15 protein-coding genes and 1 riboswitch are annotated in these 19,807 nt (G+C 39.4%); of the genes, 14 read left to right on the top strand and 1 reads right to left on the bottom strand.

Annotated elements, in window-relative coordinates:
- Window positions 1-48 precede the first annotated feature (48 nt).
- The 13 genes from BUC45_RS10570 to trmL all read left to right on the top strand — a co-directional run bounded on the left by BUC45_RS10570 (window position 49) and on the right by trmL (window position 15,571).
- Window positions 49-360 (top strand): DUF1998 domain-containing protein, encoded by a 312-nt coding sequence (locus BUC45_RS10570; protein ID WP_296972220.1) that lies wholly within the window; start codon window positions 49-51, stop codon window positions 358-360.
- Between the two features lie 93 nt (window positions 361-453).
- Window positions 454-3,954: a glycosyltransferase gene (locus tag BUC45_RS10565; protein WP_296972218.1), complete on the top strand. Its 3,501-nt coding sequence runs from the start codon at window positions 454-456 to the stop codon at window positions 3,952-3,954.
- A 232-nt stretch (window positions 3,955-4,186) separates the two neighbouring features.
- The gene (locus tag BUC45_RS10560) at window positions 4,187-5,830 is read left to right on the top strand and encodes a flagellin (protein ID WP_296972216.1); all 1,644 of its coding nucleotides are present in this window, start codon (window positions 4,187-4,189) and stop codon (window positions 5,828-5,830) included.
- 74 nt (window positions 5,831-5,904) lie between these two features.
- A complete protein-coding gene (locus BUC45_RS10555; RefSeq protein WP_296972213.1) occupies window positions 5,905-6,273 on the top strand; it encodes a flagellar protein FlaG in 369 nt (122 codons plus the stop codon).
- A 37-nt stretch (window positions 6,274-6,310) separates the two neighbouring features.
- The gene (fliD, locus tag BUC45_RS10550) at window positions 6,311-8,176 is read left to right on the top strand and encodes a flagellar filament capping protein FliD (RefSeq protein ID WP_296972210.1); all 1,866 of its coding nucleotides are present in this window, start codon (window positions 6,311-6,313) and stop codon (window positions 8,174-8,176) included.
- Between the two features lie 31 nt (window positions 8,177-8,207).
- On the top strand, window positions 8,208-8,588 hold the full coding sequence (fliS, locus tag BUC45_RS10545; protein WP_296972208.1) for a flagellar export chaperone FliS: 381 nt from the start codon (window positions 8,208-8,210) through the stop codon (window positions 8,586-8,588).
- Window positions 8,585-9,058, top strand: coding sequence for a flagellar export chaperone FlgN (flgN, locus tag BUC45_RS10540; protein WP_296972206.1), 474 nt, complete (start codon window positions 8,585-8,587; stop codon window positions 9,056-9,058). The genes fliS and flgN overlap by 4 nt, the downstream gene beginning before the upstream one ends.
- A 232-nt stretch (window positions 9,059-9,290) precedes the next feature.
- Window positions 9,291-9,599: a zinc-ribbon domain containing protein gene (locus BUC45_RS10535; RefSeq protein WP_366750183.1), complete on the top strand. Its 309-nt coding sequence runs from the start codon at window positions 9,291-9,293 to the stop codon at window positions 9,597-9,599.
- Window positions 9,600-9,746: 147 nt separating this feature from the next.
- Window positions 9,747-11,264 (top strand): sigma 54-interacting transcriptional regulator, encoded by a 1,518-nt coding sequence (locus BUC45_RS10530; protein WP_366750181.1) that lies wholly within the window; start codon window positions 9,747-9,749, stop codon window positions 11,262-11,264.
- Between the two features lie 162 nt (window positions 11,265-11,426).
- Window positions 11,427-12,626, top strand: coding sequence for a methionine gamma-lyase (gene megL / locus BUC45_RS10525; protein WP_296972201.1), 1,200 nt, complete (start codon window positions 11,427-11,429; stop codon window positions 12,624-12,626).
- Between the two features lie 134 nt (window positions 12,627-12,760).
- Window positions 12,761-14,056: a Na+/H+ antiporter NhaC family protein gene (locus BUC45_RS10520; RefSeq protein ID WP_296972199.1), complete on the top strand. Its 1,296-nt coding sequence runs from the start codon at window positions 12,761-12,763 to the stop codon at window positions 14,054-14,056.
- Between the two features lie 177 nt (window positions 14,057-14,233).
- A complete protein-coding gene (locus BUC45_RS10515; protein WP_296972196.1) occupies window positions 14,234-15,061 on the top strand; it encodes a histidinol-phosphatase in 828 nt (275 codons plus the stop codon).
- 6 nt (window positions 15,062-15,067) lie between these two features.
- Complete coding sequence (gene trmL / locus BUC45_RS10510; protein WP_296972194.1) at window positions 15,068-15,571, top strand: tRNA (uridine(34)/cytosine(34)/5-carboxymethylaminomethyluridine(34)-2'-O)-methyltransferase TrmL; 504 nt, start codon at window positions 15,068-15,070, stop codon at window positions 15,569-15,571.
- Window positions 15,572-15,639: 68 nt separating this feature from the next.
- On the opposite strand, the gene BUC45_RS10505 is transcribed toward trmL, so the two are convergent.
- Complete coding sequence (locus tag BUC45_RS10505; RefSeq protein ID WP_296972192.1) at window positions 15,640-17,688, bottom strand: methyl-accepting chemotaxis protein; 2,049 nt, start codon at window positions 17,686-17,688, stop codon at window positions 15,640-15,642.
- A 136-nt stretch (window positions 17,689-17,824) separates the two neighbouring features.
- Window positions 17,825-17,925, bottom strand: a riboswitch (cyclic di-GMP riboswitch).
- A 123-nt stretch (window positions 17,926-18,048) separates the two neighbouring features.
- Here BUC45_RS10505 and rlmD point away from each other — a divergent pair.
- Entirely contained in the window at window positions 18,049-19,422 is a 1,374-nt protein-coding gene (gene rlmD, locus BUC45_RS10500) for a 23S rRNA (uracil(1939)-C(5))-methyltransferase RlmD (RefSeq protein ID WP_296972190.1), read from the top strand.
- Window positions 19,423-19,807: the final 385 nt, after the last annotated feature.

Raw genomic sequence — 19,807 nt, 5'->3', positions numbered from 1 at the left:
CTATACAGAAACTCATGACTTGTAAAGAATATGAAGGAGAATATGGAAATGGCAGGCATTTTGATATACACAGCTTCGCCTGACTCCGAAGGAAGCCTTGGGGGACTTGTCCGTCAAGGGGAGCCTGAGCGCTTTCAGGAAATATTAGACAATATGTTAGAAGAAGCAAAATGGTGTTCATCAGATCCGCTCTGCATTAATATGAAAAGCCAAGGTGCCTTTTCCCTAAATTACGCCGCATGTCACAGCTGCGCCCTTCTTCCAGAAACAAGCTGTGAAATCGCAAATTCATTTTTGGATAGAGTAGCTGTCGTAGGAACCATTGAAGACAGAAACCTTGGATTTTTGGGAGGGCTATAACAAGATAGATAGAAGGCTATATCTGCTACCAGATATATTTATTATATAGTTGAAACCATAAAAATAAGTTAATTCTGAAATGGGAGATGAATAATGATAAAGGTTTTGATAGGAACAACAGTGCGTCGGCAGCCTGAAATATTAAAAGAATACTTAATGTCGCTCAAATGTTTAGATAAAACTGGGCTAAAATGTAATTACTTTTTTATTGACGATAATATAGATAATACTTCAAAAAATTTACTGAAAGCATTTCAAGAAGAAAATCCAGAAAATGATGTACGCGTAATTGAATCAGATTTAAAAACTTCGGATTATATAGAAGATGAAAATACTCATTACTGGCGTGAAGATTTAATTTGGAAAGTTGCAAGAAACAAAAACATCATGCTAAAGCATGCTTTGAAAAATGAATATGACTATGCATTTTTGGTAGATTCAGACATTTTTTTGCATCCTTTGACGCTAAAACATTTAATATCACTTGGGAAAGATATTGTCTCAGAGATATTTTGGACAAAATGGGACAATAATTCTGTTGAATTACCTCAAGTATGGTTGAGCGATCAATATAATTTGTTTTATAAAAGTCGCGATGAGAAAATCTCGAGTACTGAATTAAACAAAAGGACCATGGATTTTATTAATAAGCTAAAAATTCCCGGAGTGTATAAAGTGGGAGGACTTGGAGCGTGTACATTAATAAGCAAGAATTCCATATCTAAAGGGGTTTCATATAGCGAAATATATAATTTAACATTTTGGGGAGAAGATAGGCACTTCTGTGTGCGTGCAGCAGCATTAGGTATAGAACTTTTTGTAGATACTCATTTTCCAGCTTTTCATATATATAGAAAAAGTGATTTAAAACCGCTTGATATGTATAAAAGATATATAAAGGATTATCCTGAGTATATATTCTTACCAGGGAATAGACTGATAAAAGAGAATAATAATAAACTTACTCTAGCTATGATAATAAAAAATGAAGCCGATAGATATTTAAAAGATGTATTGCTGAGCGTGAAGGACTTTATAAGCAATGCGGTTATTATAGATGATGGTAGCACCGATAACTCAGAATTTGTTTGCAAAACAATACTTGCAAAAATTCCTTTGATATACCACAAAAACATTATTTCAAAGTTTTCTAATGAGATAGAATTAAGAAAACAGTTATGGAACTTAACACTAACAACTAAGCCTGATTGGATATTGTGCTTGGATGCAGACGAAATATTTGAGGAAAAAATAAAAGATGAAATTGATGATTTAATTAACCAACCTCATTATGACGTAGTCGGCTTTAAACTCTTTGATTTTTGGAATGAAAAACAGTACAGAGAAGACAAATATTGGAATGCTCATTTAAGATATTGGCCATTTCTTATAAGATATCAGCCGTTTTTTGAATACAAATGGAAAGAGAGTTCCCAGCACTGTGGGAGGTTTCCTATGAATATAACTGAACTTCCTTCTATTACGAGCGAAATAAGAATAAAACATATGGGATGGGCAAAACCAGAAGATAGATTAAAAAAATATAATAGATATTTAGAGCTGGATAAAAACGCACAATATGGTATTAAAGAGCAATATGAAACAATTTTGGACAAAGATCCACATTTAATTGATTGGAAAGAAAATGTAACTAATAAGACAAACCCCACCCTCTCACTCTGCATCATTACAAAGGATGAAGAGAAGAATATTTCACGATGTATAAATAGTGTTAAAGATATAGTGGATGAGATTGTGGTGGTGGATACAGGTTCAAAGGATAGGACGGCGGAGATAGCTGAAAGCCTTGGCGCAAGAGTGATACATGAAAAGTGGCAGGATGATTTTAGCAAAGCGCGAAATACTGCTATAGAACATGCCAAATCTGATTGGATATTGTTCATGGATGCGGATGAGGAAGTTAAAAAAGAAGATGTTGCAAAAATCCTGCCTTTGCTAAATGATGACACCATAGAAGCTTATACATTCAAATTTGTAAACTATGGGGGAAGTAATGTTTCAGACGATTTTGCACAGATTCACTATAATTTTAAGTTATTTAGAAATAATGGAAAGCTGAAATACGTATATCCTATTCATGAAAATTTAAAAAATGTGGCAGATGACAGGGAGCCGATATATAAAAAAGCAGATATAACAATCTTGCACTATGGCTACTTAAGCGAAATAAGAATTGAAAAGAATAAGACGCAGCGATATATAAAAATGATTTCAGATTATCTTTTAGAACATCCTAATGACATGTTCCAGCATGTCAATCTGGGGGTGGAATATTTCAATGCAGGTGAGTATAGAAAAGCAATAAAACATTTAATGATTGCCCAAAAAGCTTTAAACAATAATCCGCCTTTAATGATAAGAACATTGATGTATCTAATATCTGCACATTCTGCGTTAAAAGAATATGAACAAGCGCTAAGCCTTATAAATTATGCTGCAGCAAGATATCCGCAAGTGCCGGATTTCAGATTCCTTGAGGGGAACATATACATTGAGCAAAAGCGGTATCAAAAAGCTGTTGAAATGTTCACAGAGTGCCTGTCAATAGGTGAGTATAACGGAATGGCAAATACCACAGCAGGCACAGGAAGTTATAAAGCAAGATATATGATTGCTTTTTGCTATGAAAAATTGGGCCAACTGCATGATGCTGTACAAGAATACACCAAGTTGCTTATAGCAAAACCCGGATATGGACAGGTCTTCAGGAAACTTTTTGAGATATTTGTAAAAAATGAGACACCTGAAACTGTAAGAGAATTTTTTGACAAGTATGTAGAAAAAGCAAATCCGGCAAATTTTGCTATATTGGCTCAGCTATACTTGGATATTGGAGAATTTGATACAGCATTGCAATATCTTGAAGAAATTAATGTTGACATTGGAGGATTAAATAATTTAAAGGGCATTGCATATATGGGCCTAAAAAAATATGAAGATGCCTTAAAATGCTTTGAAGCAGAATTCGGCAAATCAAGAAATATGTCGGTTTATTACACATCCTTATGTTATATAATACTAAAAAATCTTGATCGCGCAAAAGACATATTGTGGGAACTTGAAGATTCAGCGGATAAAAAACTATTTTTAAGCTTAATCGGCGATATGAGAGCAAGACTTGACGACATAAGAGAATCATTTTTTCAATTGCTGAGTTTCTTGTTAAAAATAAATGAATTTGAGTTGTTCAATGATGTATTAAACATTTATAACATTGATTTTGGAAGAGACGATTATGCAAGATATGGCAAAATGATGCAAGACTATGGTTTTGAAGAACCGGCGGTTCAATCTTACATCATAGCTGCAGAACGGAATTGCCAGAATGCAGAAGTTTACAGATATCTTGCGCAAAAGGCAATGGAAAAAGGAATGAATGATGATGCGTTAGTCATGGCCTCAAACGCTCTTAATTTAGATAAAACAGATATTGACAATTATATGCTGATATACCGATTGTATACCATTATGAATAAAAATGATGAAGCAGAATTAATCGACAAGATTGTAAAAGAAATGTATCCGGAGATAAATCTGGAAGAACTTGCTGCAATTGCACATAAAGGCTTTTAATACCTGTAAAGCAATTAAGAGAGAAAGGGCAATAAGATGTTAAATTGACCATTAATAAAGAGCTTGAACTATAAAAACGAATAAAAACCGAAATAACAGCGGAATTTCAAGATTAATTTTTTCATCCGGATACCGATAATAAGAGTGAATAGACAATTTTCGATCCGGCCGGTCGAAAAAAAATTGCCCGCAGGGATGCGGGAAAATAAAAATAATCAGGGAGGAATAATTAATGAGAATTAATAACAACATTATGGCGCTGAACACTCACCGCCAGCTTTCAATCAACAACACAAATACTCAAAAATCACTGGAAAAACTGTCATCAGGCTACAGAATAAACCGTGCCGGTGACGACGCCGCAGGGCTTGCCATCTCTGAAAAAATGAGAGCACAGATTCGCGGTCTTAACATGGCATCAAAGAATGCTCAGGACGGTATTTCACTCATTCAGACAGCAGAAGGTGCATTAACCGAAACACATGCAATTTTACAGAGAATGAGAGAGCTTGCCACACAGGCGGCTAATGATACCAACGTTGAAGCTGACAGGGACGAAATACAAAAAGAAATCAATCAGCTGACTTCCGAAATTAACAGGATAGGCAATACAACAGAATTTAACACTATGAAACTGTTAAATGGCGACAGGGCGGCTGCAAGCGAGTATACATCTTTTGAATCAGTTCTTACAAATATGGATGCTGTAGATCTTAATTTCGGTGAAGGAATAACTTTTACAGGAACTGGTATACAGCCGGCTTTCAAAGATGATAAGATCACTATAGATAGCAGTCATGCTGCATGGTCAGGCACCCTAACCGGTGACGGGACAGTAACCATAAAAAAAATTGGTGGCGATCAGCTGCAAGTATTGATAACATCTCCTGCCGGTGCAACCGAGAAGTTATCTGTCGATGATAAAATCAAGGTAAATGAAGACGGAAACTTCGTGTATAATTCCCACGGCATAAGCTTCGAAATATCCGGCGCCGATTACCAGAAAATGGAAGTAGATGATAAAGTTGAACTTACGATTTCTGAAGCCGATATTACAGCTAAAGCAAAATCTACGGTTAATGATTTTGAGAAAAACACAGTAGCTACTCCTGGCACAGATACCCGTGCTACGGTTAAGGACTTCACTGTAAATTCTGCAGCAGACGGTGCATATAAAGATGCACGAACGGTTACAGCGGCTTGGAACGGCACTGAATTAGTAGTAACAATTAAAGACGCCGAAGGCAATGCATTGGCTAAGGATATGATAGATTATGACGGATCAGCAGCCTACACATATAACAACCACGGCATCAGCTTTGAAATAACCGCAAATAATGCTACTGAAGTCGCATTTACAAAAGCCCTTGATACGAAGCAGGAAGAAGTGACAGTTGCCGTAGAGGATAAATCTCTTGCATTCCAAGTAGGTGCAAATGAAAATCAGGCTATGGTACTTGATATAAATGATATGAGGGCATCCAAGCTGGGCATATCTTCAAAAGAAGCTACCGAAGGTTTTGCCTTAACAAAGGCGGTTACTGACGGGACAAACAATGTAGCTTCCGAATATGCGTTAAGCGTTGCAACACATAAAGATGCAGCAAGTGCTATAACTGTGCTAGATAAAGCTTTAGGGCAGGTTTCATCCGAGCGTGCTAAGCTGGGTGCAGTTCAGAACCGCTTAGAGCACACCATCAACAATCTGGACGCATCTGCAGAGAACCTTTCCGCAGCAGAATCCCGTGTGCGCGATGTAGATATGGCCAAGGAAATGATGGAATTCACCAAGCAGAACATCTTGACTCAGGCTGCAACTGCTATGCTGGCTCAGGCCAATATGGCGCCCCAGACTGTGCTTAAGCTTTTAGGTTAAGCTTTAGCTCTTATTTAGATTTGGCATGCCCGGCGGATTTCCGCCGGGCTGCATGATATGCGGGGTGGTATGATTTGAGGATAGATTCATCTTTTTCCGGTCATATGGATGTAAATCCTATAGGCAAATCTCAGGGGAATTCCGTAGAAAATACTGTCGGTTCTGCTGCTGCAGGAGAGGTAAACCCAACGGTAAAAGCCTTTAAAATGGCTTCAGGTAAAGAGGATTCTGACCTGATTATTGACAGCTTAAAGACTATTCCGACAGAGCTTACGCCTACGCGCCTGGAGTTTAAAATACACGACGAAACTAAAAGGGTTATGGTCAGAATAGTCGACAGAGTAAGTGATGAGCTTATATCCGAAATCCCGCCGGAAAAATTCTTAGACCTTATTGCAGGTCTTTGGAAGCAGGCAGGGTTGATAGTTGATGAGAAGGTGTAGGTTTGATTATATAAAATCATATAGGAGGTGAAAAAAGATGTCATACAGTCCCATGCGAATAGGCGGTTTGGTTTCGGGCATGGATATAGACCAGATTGTATCCGATCTGATGAAAGCTGAACGGACGCGGGTAGACAAACTCTACCAGCAAAAGCAAATCATGGAATGGCAGAAGGCAGACTACCGCGACATCAATTTAAAACTTCGGTCGCTGTACAATACCTCCTTTGACATGAAGCTTTCCAATTCTTATCTAAAATATAAGGCCGTAGGGACCATGAATGACGGTGCGGGCTTTAGCAAGTATTTTTCCGTATCGCCGGGAGCAAGTGCGGTGCCGGGCGATTATAAGGTAGAGGTACAGCAGATAGCAAGCTATGCAAGACTTGAAAGCTCAAAGGCCGTCACAAAGCCTTTAACAGGAGCAGAACTCTCCGGCCAGATAGAAATCACCGACGGCAGCAAGTTTTCTGTGACGATAGACGGTGTAAAAAAGACGGTTGAATTAGATGCTGGAAATTATGATACATCAAATGCCGATGATCTGGAAGCTCTGGCACAGGACCTTGAAAAGGCAATAAATACGGCCTTCGGCTGGCAGGGCGATGGCAACGGAGATACCATAAGCGGCATAAAGCGGGTGCAAGTAAATATCCAAAACAACCGGCTTACGATTCAGCCTGCCGAAGACTTTCACAAAGTTCCCATAACATTAAATGCAGCAGAAGGCGACACTACGCTCTCAACACTGGGTTTTGCCGATGGGGCAGCTTACAGTCCACTGAAGCTTAATACCTCTCTAAAATCTCAGATATCCGGCAGCATCGAAGGAGGTACCATATCTTTTAATATAAACGGTAAAGCATTTGAATTTGATTCTAATGCAAGCCTTCAGACTATTCTTGATAAAATCAACACAACTGCGGATATAGGGGTAACGGCGCGCTATGATACACTTACGGATAAGGTGGTTCTGACATCAAAGGAAACAGGCCTTGGAGCAAAGATCGAAATAACCGAAGACAGCGGTCTGTTTAATGCACTGGGCTTTAATGCAGCTGAAGCAGTGGGCCAAAATGCCCGTATAGTCTTAAATAATACCGTTGTTGAAAAATCTGCCAATGATTTTACTGTAAACGGCATGAGTTTCAGTTTGAAGGAAACCATGGAAACAGGTAAAGCAGCAACCTTTAGGCTGGAAAACGATGCCGATGCGGCGGTAGAGAGCATCAAAAAGTATGTTGAACTTTATAATGAAACCATCGACATGATTAACGGAAAGCTTTCCGAGGAACGCTACAGAAAATTTCCTCCCCTTACCGATGAGCAGAAAAGTGCAATGAGTGAAAACGACATAAAGCTCTGGGAGGAGAAGGCAAAAAGCGGGCTTTTAAGGTCTGATTCGCTGCTTGACGGTATTGTGAGAAAACTTCGTTCAGCAGTATCAACTCCGGTGTCGGGCCTTGCAAAAGGAATGAATACCTTGTCTGCCATAGGTATTACTACTAATGATTGGAAAGAAAAAGGCAAGCTGTATATCGATGAGGAAAAACTTCGAGATGCCGTTACAATGGACCTAGAAGGGGTTATGAAACTGTTCAATGCCTCCGGAGATGATTTTAGCTCTCAGGGTGTGGCAACCAGGTTTTACGACATACTCAAGGGTGGAATCCAAGATATTACCGAAAAAGCCGGCGGCGGAGAATATCAGATATATGATGACAGTATTCTCGGTAAGCAGATTCGGGACATGGAAGATCGCATTTTGAATTTGGAAGAAAAGCTGGTCCAAACCGAAGAACGCTACTGGCAAAAGTTTACAGCAATGGAACAGGCGATACAGTATGCCAATCAGCAGAGTATGTGGCTGAGCATGCAGTTTAATATGTATACAGGCAGTTAGCAGTCTTTGCAGAGAAAAGGGGGCTTCTTTCTTGATAAATTCCAATGCTTATAAACAATATCAGTACAATTCAATAATGTCAGCATCTCCTGAGCGTTTGATGATAATGCTCTTTGAAGGTGCGATAAAATTCGTAAAACTTGCCCGAAAAAATATTGCCGAAGATGATATAGCAAGTGCCAACTACAATATTTCAAGGGCACAGGATATCATAGCCGAACTTGAATGCAGCTTGGATATGAGTTATGATTTGTCGGAGAACCTGTTGGAGATTTATGGTTTTTTATACGGGCAGTTGGTTGATGCAAACGTAAAAAAAGATGTTAACACATTGGATATTGTCGAGTCAATGCTATCCGAGCTAAAGGATACTTGGGGCGAGGCCTGTTTAAAATTAAAGAAAAATGCGTGAAAAATAATCCGGGGAGCAGCGAAATCATGGATAAAGACATAGCTGGTTTGCTGAAAAGCAAACTGGAGAAGCTTGAAACTTTATATAAATATACTCAAAACATTTCCGATGCTCTTAAAAAAGATGACACCGAGGAGTTATTAAAAATTTTAAATTCACGGCAGCGGCTGATGGAAGAGGTTGACTCTCTGGACTGCCAACTGCTCTCGTTTTTTGAAGGAAATATTGATGCATTTAAGGAATATGTTGCTGATGATAATAAAATATTAAAAGCAGTTTATGATAATATTGGAGTTTTTTTAAAAAAAATACAGCAGCTTGATGCTGAAAACACCGCAGTTATGCAGAAACTGTTTTCCAAACTCAAGGATGATATCAGTAATTTAAAGCAGGCCGAAAATGCTTTGAAGGGATATGGGATTATCGGTAAAAGTGCTCGCGACGGGGCTTTTATCGATACGAAAAAGTAACCGCTAGTAATTTTTTTGTGAAGTGATTTATTTTTCTTGCATTTTATAACAAATGCGGTTATAATTAGTGTTAAGGCATAACTTAGGTCTGTGGTTGAAAGTCGATGCCAGGGCCGGAGGCGAAGCGACTCCCAGAGTGACTGTTTCACTCGGCGGTATACGGCGTTTTTGGGAAAAACCAGGTCAGCTAAGAAAATGCCAATACAACTTTTTCAAAGTGAGGGGTTTTTTAATGGCATTTCAGGACAAAACAATAGTGTGTAAAGAGTGTGGCAATGAGTTTGTCTTCACTACAGGTGAGCAGGAGTTCTATGCTGAGAAGGGTTTTGAGAACGAACCCATCAGATGCAAGGATTGCCGTGATGCGCGTAAAAAAAGAATGAACGGCAACGGCCAGAGAAGGCAGAACAGACAAATGTATGACGCAGTTTGCGCCGACTGTGGAGCAACCACACAAGTTCCCTTTAAACCCAGAAATGATAGACCCGTATACTGCAGCGATTGTTATCAGAACCATCGTTCGGCCCAAAACGGATATTAATAAAAGGGAAAAGTAAAGTCCGGTTTTTATACCGGACTTTTTCTATAAGTTTCTATATGATTGAAGATTGTATAATGAATTGGCGAGGTGAAAGTCTTGAATGGCGGTAGTATTCGGCTGAAAATATCAACGAAAGACAGAGTAGGTATGGTTTTGGATATTTTAAGAGTGCTCTACCAATACAGGGTAAACCTCAAGGCTTTAGAAGTCAGCCCGGGCTTGATATGTATCAAAATTGACGGCAATTTTCAGATACCTTTGCCTGATTTATTGAATCAGTTAAGAGCGCAAAAGGATGTCATTGAAGTAAGCCGCGTAGAACTTTTGCCACAGGAAAAACGTGAAAAACACATAAAGGCCGTGCTGGATGCTACGGGTGAAGGTATAATCGCTATTGACGCCAAGGGTATAATCACTACTTTTAATCCGGCGGCGGAGAAGATATTAAAAGTCAGGGCAGAAGATGCTTTAGGTAAAAACATTGCAGACCTTATTTCCGCAGATATTCCCATGTTAAAGACAGTAGTTACGGGGGAAAGCTATGATAATGAAGAGATGATTATAAATACGGAGAAATTAAAGAGCCATTATATAACATCAGGCCGGCCCATACTTGACGAAGACGGCAACCCTATCGGCGCGGTGGCTTCGCTAAAGGATATTGAAAGTGTTATAGAACTTGTCCATACTTTTACACAGCCTCCTATGATAACATTTGATGAAATTTTAGGAGAAAGCAAAGAAATTACTAAGGTAAAAGAACTTGCAAGGATTGTGGCCAAAGGGGATTCTACGGTACTTATCAGAGGTGAGAGCGGAACGGGGAAAGAGCTTTTTGCAAGGTCTATCCACATGGCAAGCCCGCGAAGAAATAAACCTTTTGTTGCGGTAAATTGTGCGGCACTGCCTGATACCCTTTTGGAAAGTGAACTTTTCGGATATGAGGAAGGAGCATTCACAGGTGCAAAAAAGGGCGGCAAACAGGGAATGTTTAAATATGCCGACAAAGGCACGCTGTTTCTTGATGAGATAGGTGAGCTTTCGACACATCTGCAAGTGAAATTGCTTAGGGTTTTGCAGGAAAATAAAATCAGGCGGGTGGGTGCCAATGAGGAAATACCTATTGATGTAAGGATTATCGCGGCTACCAACAGAAATCTGGAAGAATTGATGAAGAGCGGCCAGTTCCGCGATGATTTGTATTACCGCCTCAATGTAATTCCTCTTGTAATACCGCCTTTGAGAGAAAGAAAAGAGGATATTCCCATTCTGACACATGCATTTATCAAAAAACTGTCATATAAAATGAATAAAAAGGTACCGGATATCAGCGATGAGGCTATGCAGTGCCTGATGGATTATGACTGGCCGGGCAATATACGAGAACTGTCCAATGTTATAGAAAGGGCAATGAATCTCTGCAACGGCAAAATAGAGCCTTATAATTTATTATTTCAGCATGATGATTTTAAAACAACAGCCATTATTGGCACAGCAGGTCAAAGAACTTTGAAGGATATAGTGGCAGAGACCGAAAAACAAGCCATAATAAGCACACTGAGGCAGCATACAAGTATAAGAAAAGCTGCCAAGGCTTTAGGTGTATCTCATGCTACTGTAATCAACAAGATGAAACAATATCAAATAAATCAAGAAGACATTTAGTGGTAAATTTATTTTCCAATGGTAAAATAATTAACCACTAAATTTTCATTTCATGGTTAAAAATCTTACCAGGTGGATATACACATGGCATTTCTACCGTTGGCACATATCTTGCATTATAATATAGTTGAAAGTATAAATCTATAATGGGAGGTTATATCTATGGACGGTAAAGTGAAAGGTTTTAATACAAAAGCTATTCATGCGGGACAAAAGCCCTGTCCTGTTACAGGAGCACATGTAACTCCGATTTATCAAACTTCTACTTTTGTGTTTAAAGATGTGGACCAAGGTGCACGCAGGTTTGCGGGCGAGGAGGAGGGCTATATCTACACAAGGCTCGGCAACCCTACCTTAACCGAGCTTGAGGCAAAAATCGCCGCATTGGAAGGCGGAGAAGCAGCTATCGGCGCAGCTTCCGGCATGGCTGCAATCTCCACCGCACTTGTAACGCTTTTAAAGAAAGGCGATCATATTGTAGCAGGTGACGCCCTCTATGGATGCACCCACAGTTTTATAAGCGAGATTTTACCGCAATACGGTATTGAGGTAACCATGGTGGATACATCTAATTTGGAAAACATCGAAAACGCGATGAAGCCTAACACTAAAGTAATTTATGTAGAAACTCCGGCAAATCCCACAATGAAGCTTGTAGATTTGGAAGGTGCCTCCGACATAGCTCATAAACACGGTGCACTCATAATAGTTGATAACACATTTATGTCACCTTATCTGCAGCGCCCCATCGAACACGGTGTTGACATAGTTGTCCACAGTGCTACAAAATATATAGGCGGGCATGGCGATGTGCTTGCAGGCCTGATAATCGGCCCCAAAGAATTGATAGATACTATGCGCATACCTTATTTAAAGGATTTTGGCGGAATTTTATCGCCTTTTGATGCATGGCTTTTACTGAGAGGACTTAAAACTCTGGGTGTCAGGATGGATCGCCACTGTGCCAATGCACAAAAGGTAGCGGAATACTTGGAAAAGCATCCGTTGATTGATAAAGTTTACTACCCGGGCCTTCCATCACATCCGCAGTATGAACTGGCTAAGAAACAAATGGACGGTTTCGGCGGCATGATGAGCTTCGAGCTGAAAGGCGGTCTTGAAGCAGGTAAAGTATTGATGAATAGCGTAAAAATGATAACACTTGCCGTAAGTCTGGGTTGTGTTGATTCACTTATCCAGCATCCGGCTTCTATGACACATTCACCGGTGCCGCGTGAGGAAAGGCTGAAGGCAGGCATTACCGATGGTCAGGTAAGACTTTCAGTCGGTATCGAAGATGTGGAAGATATTATTGCAGACTTGGATCAGGCTTTAAAAGAAGTTGAAAAACAAACAATGTAAAATAATCTAAAGTTTTTGTGACGGGAATATCAGGATTATGGTATAATTATCTTCAATACAGATTTTAGTTTGCCGGTCTGGTTAATTGGCCGGCAAACTAAATAAAAAAATTAAATAAAAAAAGGAGGATATGAATGAAAAAAGGTAATCCAGTTGCACTACTGCCGTTAGTAGTATTTTTAGCATTGTTTTTAGGCTCCGGAATCTATTTCAACGCAAAGGGTGTCGACTTTGCATTTTATCAGCTGCCGGCTCCTGTTGCGGCTGTAGTCGGTATTATTGTGGCTTTTATGATAGGTAAAGGCAGTATGGATGAAAAGATGGACACTTTTGTAAGCGGTGTTGGCGAAAGCAATATTATCATAATGTGCATGATTTACCTTTTGGCCGGAGGTTTCTCGGCAGTGGCAAGTGCCATGGGCGGCGTTGACTCAACTGTAAACTTCGGACTCTCAATTATACCGCCAAGTTTGATTTTGCCGGGACTTTTTGTAATTGCGGCATTTGTAGCTACAGCCATGGGGACTTCCATGGGAACTATCAGTGCCGTAGCGCCAATTGCAGTGGACATGGCCATAAAAGCACAGCTTCCTTTGGCAGTAGCCGTTGGAGCAGTAGTAGGCGGAGCTATGTTTGGCGACAACCTTTCAATGATTTCCGATACGACGATTGCAGCCACCCGTACCCAGGGATGCGAAATGAGAGATAAATTTATAATGAACTTCATGATAGCACTGCCTGCTGCAATAATAACAATAATAGTAATGATAATCTTCGGCACCAGCGGACAGATTCCGGCAGAACTGGAATACAGCCTTATGAAGATTATTCCGTATATTGCTGTCTTAGTTCTTGCATTAATGGGAATGAACGTTTTTTTAGTCCTCATAATAGGTATTGCTTTAGGTGGAGTTATTGGTCTTATTGATGGCAGTTTTACCCTTATAGCATTTACTCAGACAATTTATGAAGGTTTTACTTCAATGCAGGAAGTATTCATACTTTCACTTTTGATAGGCGGTCTTGCTGCTTTGATTTCTAAGGAAGGCGGGATTGATTATCTGTTAAATGCTATCAGCAGTAAAATCAAAAGCACTAAGGGTGCTGAGCTTGGCATCGCAGCACTGGTATCAGTTGCTGATATATGTACGGCTAACAATACAGTAGCCATTGTTATAACTGGTCCCATGGCAAAACAAATAGCAGATGAAAACGAAGTCGATCCCAGGCGCAGTGCCAGTATGCTGGATATTTTCTCCTGCGTATGGCAGGGTATTATACCCTATGGAGCACAACTTTTGCTTGCAGGACAGCTGTCGGGGATGTCGCCGCTGCAGATAATGCCGACACTGTATTATCCTTACCTCTTGGCTGTGATGGGACTTTTGGCAATAGCATTCGGTTTCCCGAAAATTAAAACTAGGGCATAAAAATCAGGTAAAAACGCGATAATAATTACCCGGGATTAAATCTCCCGGGTTTTTCGTTTTTATACATCGTATAAAGTGTTACGATAAAAGTATCTTGTGTTATAATAAAATAGAAAATCTGAGCAAGGTGTGTGAGCCGGTGTTAGATTTTGAAATTTGATGTAGGGAGAGAAGTTCATGGAGTTTAGAGATTTTCATGTCCATCTAGAAGAAGGACCGTTTAGTATAGACTGGATTAAAAGATTTATAGATGTGGGAACATCAAGAGGTGTTATTGAGATAGGATTTTCAGAACATGGACACAGATTCAAGGAGTCAGTTGGATTGCTGTCAAGTGACGGCTTTAGAGGTGAGTGGACTGCCGGGGAAGCTACGGAAAGCATCCAAGGCTACATAGAAGTAGTGGAAAAAGCCAAGAGTTTGGGTTTGTCGGTAAAATTAGGTATAGAGCTGGATTATACGCCGGAATATGAAGATGATATACGAAGATTTGCAAATTCCTATCCCTTCGATTATGTAATGGGTTCTGTACATTGGCTGGGAGATTTTGGCTTCGATCATCCGGCATTAATTCATGAATGGGAAACCTCTGATGTGGATAAAGTGTATGATGAGTACTTTGATGTATTGCTGATGGCTGTAAAGTCGGGAATTTTTGACATTATCGCACATCCTGATGTCATTAAGGTATTTGGATATAAAGCACAAAAGGACATGAGCCAAAGATATGATGAATTGGCAAGAGCCATCGACAGTATGGACTTATGTGCGGAAGTCAGCACCGCCGGGCTGCGAAAACCTGTTGGAGAACTATACCCCTCACCGCTGCTTATGAAATATTTTAAAAAATATGATGTGCCGATAATACTGAATTCCGATGCTCATATCCCGGAAGATGTGGGTCGTGATTTTGACAAGGCTTTGGAGTTTATAAAGGAATTTGGATATGACAGATTATGTTATTTTGATAAGAGAGTAAGGAAATCAGTAAGTATAACGGACTAACAAAATATGAAGGAAGATGATTTTTCAATGCTGCATGTGGTGCTATTGGAACCTGAAATACCTCAAAACACTGGCAATATTGCCAGAACTTGTGCTGCGACTGATTCAGTGCTTCATCTTATAGGGCCTTTGGGTTTCAGTTTGGACGATAAATATTTAAAAAGGGCTGGGCTTGATTACTGGTCATTGCTGGATGTGAGATATTATGACAGTTATTTGGAATTTGAGGAGAAAAACCCCGGCGGATGCAAATATTTTTTAACAACAAAGGCAAAGCAGTGCTATGCGGATGTAAGTTATGAACCTAACTGCTATCTGGTCTTTGGAAAGGAAACGGCGGGGCTTCCGGTCCCGCTTCTTAAGGCTAACCGTGAAAGATGTATCAGAATTCCAATGACGGATGAAGCCCGCTCTCTAAATTTGTCGAATTCTGTTGCTATCGTAGTTTATGAAGCATTGCGTCAAATGGGATTTAAGGGACTTAAAATAGCGGGTCCTTCTAAAGCTTAAAGTAAAAAATACCGGCTGTGATTTACAGAATATCACGACCGGTATTTTTAATTGGAGTAAAGTTCTTTTTATACTTTAAACTTGTTAACAAGCATTAGGAGATCTTCCGCAAGCTTTGCCAAATCTTGAGATGATGCGGATATACTTTCCATAGTAGCTGTTTGTTCTTCTGTTGAAGCTGAAACTTCTTCGGTTCCGGCGGCGGTTTCTTGGGAAATACTGGATATGTCATAAATCATGCGAACTACAGTATCTATATGACTATATTGCTCTGCTAATTCAGCAGAAATATTTTTAGCTCTGTCTGCAACCTTGTTTATTTCTATTATCAAGTTATCAATATGATCATTTATGTCTTTAATGAGCTCCTGACCTTCTTCTACTTCTTTTTTGCTGTCAGCCATGGAGTTTACGGCAAACTTACTGCTGCTTTGGATAGTCTTAACTATATTTGATATTTCTTTTGCCGCTTCACCAGACTGCTCGGCAAGTTTGCGTACTTCATCTGCTACAACCGCAAAGCCCCGACCGTGCTCACCAGCTCTGGCTGCTTCAATTGAGGCATTTAAAGCGAGCAGGTTAGTCTGGTCTACAATCTCACTTATAATACTGGTAATATTGCCTATCTCGCGCAGCTTTACGTCCAGCTCTTCCATTATTTGATTGGAATCATCAACCGATGTCTTTATTGAATCCATTTTATCTTTAGACAGGCGAATTTTCTGCTGACTTTCCTGTGCCCTTTGCGTCATATTCTCTGCTGAACTTGCTGTTGAGCGGGCATTTTCTTCTACATTTCCGTTGGAGATAACCAGTTGATTTACAACCTCAGATATTTCCTCTAATTTTTTGGCCTGATCATTGGCTCCTACAGCTATTTGCTCTACGGCTTCAGCTACCTGTTGAGCCGATAATGAGCTTTGTTCGGCACCGGAAGCAAGCTCTTCTGCCGAAGCCGAGAGATTTTCAGCAGCAACAATGACCTCTTGGACCAAGCTCTTTAGATGTAAGGTCATCGTATCAAACGAAGCGGCAAGTGCACCGATTTCTGTGTTGTCTTTTAATTTTACAACACTTGTAAGGTCATTATTGGCTACACTTTGCGTAACATGAAGCAGAGCTTGTAAGGGATTCGTTATAACGCGCCCCAGGAACATGCTTAAGCCGAGACTGATGAGTGCAACTACCAAAGATATAGTTATAACAGTTTTAGTTATAGATGATACACGGGCAAAAGCTTCATTTGTAGGCTGCTGTACAAATATCCCCCAGCCTAGCAGTCTGTAGTTACCAAAGGCTACGAACTGCTCCTTTCCTTCATCATCCATATATGTAGTAAAGCCTTTTTCGGAATTTAAGGCTTTTTTTACGAAGTCATACTTTGAATAATTTTCTCGGGCTTTAACATATTTGTAATCTTTATGTGCTACTACGGTACCATCCTTATCGGTAATAAAAGCAAACCCTTCCTCGCCTACCTTCATATTCATTACTATTCGCGTCAAACTTACTAAAGATACATCGGCACTGATTACACCGACAGGCTGGCCAGTATCGGATAAAATAACATTGGAAATCGAAACAATAGAGTTTCCGGACATAGAGTCTACCCTGACATTAGAAATAAAATTTCCCTTAGCTTCTAAAGCACCGCTGTACCAAGCCTCATCAGCAAGATTATAGTTATCTGGAAAAGTTGCAAAAGGCACGGCAAAAACACTTTGATCTTCAATGTTTGCCACATATATGCGGAGAACCTGAGGGTTTTGCTGAGCTACGTCATACAAAAACGAAGATATTTGGTCTTGGTCCATAGTCCTTACGGTTTTAGTACTTGCGATAAAAGCAACAAGGTTTTTGTTTTGTTCAATGAAAAGGTCTATGTTGTCATTTAAGTTATTTACTATTATATTTGCCTTATCCTGGACTTCACTTGTTATTGCATCCCTAAATATATATGTAACTACAGCACCCATGCATATAAGAGGAATAATTGACATAAGGACAAAGAAAGCTGCCAGCTTAGTTCTTAAGCTGCTCTTGACATTAGTTGTAATGCTTTTTGATTTTTTTGGCTGCTTTTTGTCCCGCTTTAGTTTTAGTGGCTTAATTTTCAAAAATATGACCCCCTCAAATATTATTGTGATTATAAATCAGAAAATAAAATAAATAAAAGCAAAAGCCCTAATGGGCATTTTAATAAATTACATAAACAAAGGCAATTACAGGGTGCTCCCTTAAAAGCCTTCGCTTACCAGCAGCCTGGCTGCCATAGTTTTTCGCGAAAAAGCCAGAAAAACTTTAGGCCCATGGCTTTGCGCCCACCTCTTTGGAGGAGTTTGCCAAATTATATCTTTCTACTAATTATATCTAATGCTGTAATATTATACAAGCAAAACCGTCGACAAAATATTGGATTTTTTTATTATCAATGTTACAATTTAAAAAGCAGCATTGATTAGACTGGAGGAAGTTTCTTGAAAAATAAAATAAAAGCAGCATTGCAGCTAAACGGTCGTTATGAAGTGCAAATAGAAAAGATGGCGCATGAGGGGCAGGGAATAGGAAAGATAGATGACCTTACCGTTTTTGTGGAAGGTGCAGTGCCGAAAGAAAAATGTCAGATAGAAATAGTTAAAGTTAAAAAGGACTATGCTATTGGACAAGTTATAAAGATACTTGCACCTTCACCCTATCGAAAAGTTCCTCAATGCATAAATGCCGATAAATGCGGTGGCTGCAATCTTCAACATATGACCTATGAAGCTCAACTTTTATTTAAGACTTCAAAAGTAAAAGATAGCTTAAAACGAATTGGACATATTGATGCCGAGGTTTTAGATACGATAGGCATGCAACAGCCTTGGCACTACCGAAACAAATCCCAATATCCCGTTGCCAGGCAAGGCAACAACACGGTAATGGGTTTTTATAAAAAGCGAAGCCATGACATCGTAGATTTAGAAAATTGCTTAATACAACATCCAGTAAGTGATAAAGTAATGCAAATTATAAAGAAATGGCTAAGGCGGTATGATATTTCAATATATGATGAGTTAAAACATGAAGGCTTAATTCGCCATGTAATGGTAAGGATTGGCTACAAGAGCAGAGAAGTGATGGCTGCATTGATTGCAAACGGAAAAGAAATTCCTCACACAGATGATTTAATAAAAATGCTTCAGTCTGACATACCAGGTTTCAAGAGCCTTATATTAAATATTAATACTAAAAAAACCAATGTAATAATGGGTGAGAAAAACATTACATTATATGGCAGTCCATACATATGTGACTATATAGGCGACATTAAATTTAGGCTTTCACCTCTATCGTTTTTCCAGGTCAATCCGATACAGGCAGAAGTATTATACAATAAAGTGCTGGAATATGCAGGTATTACCCAAAATGAAATTGTTCTCGATCTATACTGCGGCACAGGAACCATTACACTATTTTTAGCCCAAAAAGCAAAAAAAGCTTATGGAATAGAGCTGGTTTCACAAGCTGTAGCCGATGCCCGCTTAAATGCCAAAATAAACGGTATTAATAATGCGGAGTTTATAGAGGGAGCGGCTGAGACAGTTCTACCAAAGATGGCAGAGGAAGGCATTAAACCCGATATAATAGTAGTAGACCCTCCCCGCCGCGGATGTGATGAAAAAACCCTAAAAACCATAACAAAAATATCCCCCAAAAAGATTATCTACGTTTCATGCAATCCTGCCACCCTTGCAAGAGATTTACGCTATCTCGAAGATAAGGGATACAAAACCCAAAAAGTCCAACCCGTTGATATGTTTCCGCAGACGAGCCATGTGGAGACGGTTGTATTGATGTCAAGACTGTAAGCCTAGATTTTACTGGGTTTGCGGGATTACATCTAAGTTATCTACTCGACCTAAGGAGGTAAAATGAGTACATGGTAACATGTCGATGGTATATTTTTATGCGAAAAATAAGCCTGAAATTAGATAGGGTTGAGTTGATAGTTTAGATAACGGGCATTTTTCATAGGGTTGAGGAGACAGGATGGATATATCATCCAATACGTGTTATCGGTATTTTTAGTTTCTATATGTGGCTTTCCATAAAAAAATAAAAAACCTCTTACGAAATGGGATTATCGCTCTACATGGAAAATCAATACCGCAATTTATCAATAGATAGGTATATCCTGCAAATAATATTGCGATCACAATAAAAAATATTGAAATTGCATAATAGTAAGTGTAT

The sequence above is a fragment of the Tepidanaerobacter sp. EBM-38 genome (genome assembly GCA_001896545.1).
GTDB lineage: Bacteria > Bacillota > Thermosediminibacteria > Thermosediminibacterales > Tepidanaerobacteraceae > Tepidanaerobacter.
The sequence above is the reverse complement of the archived record's forward strand: the minus strand, read 5'-3'. Positions and strand labels throughout refer to the sequence as shown.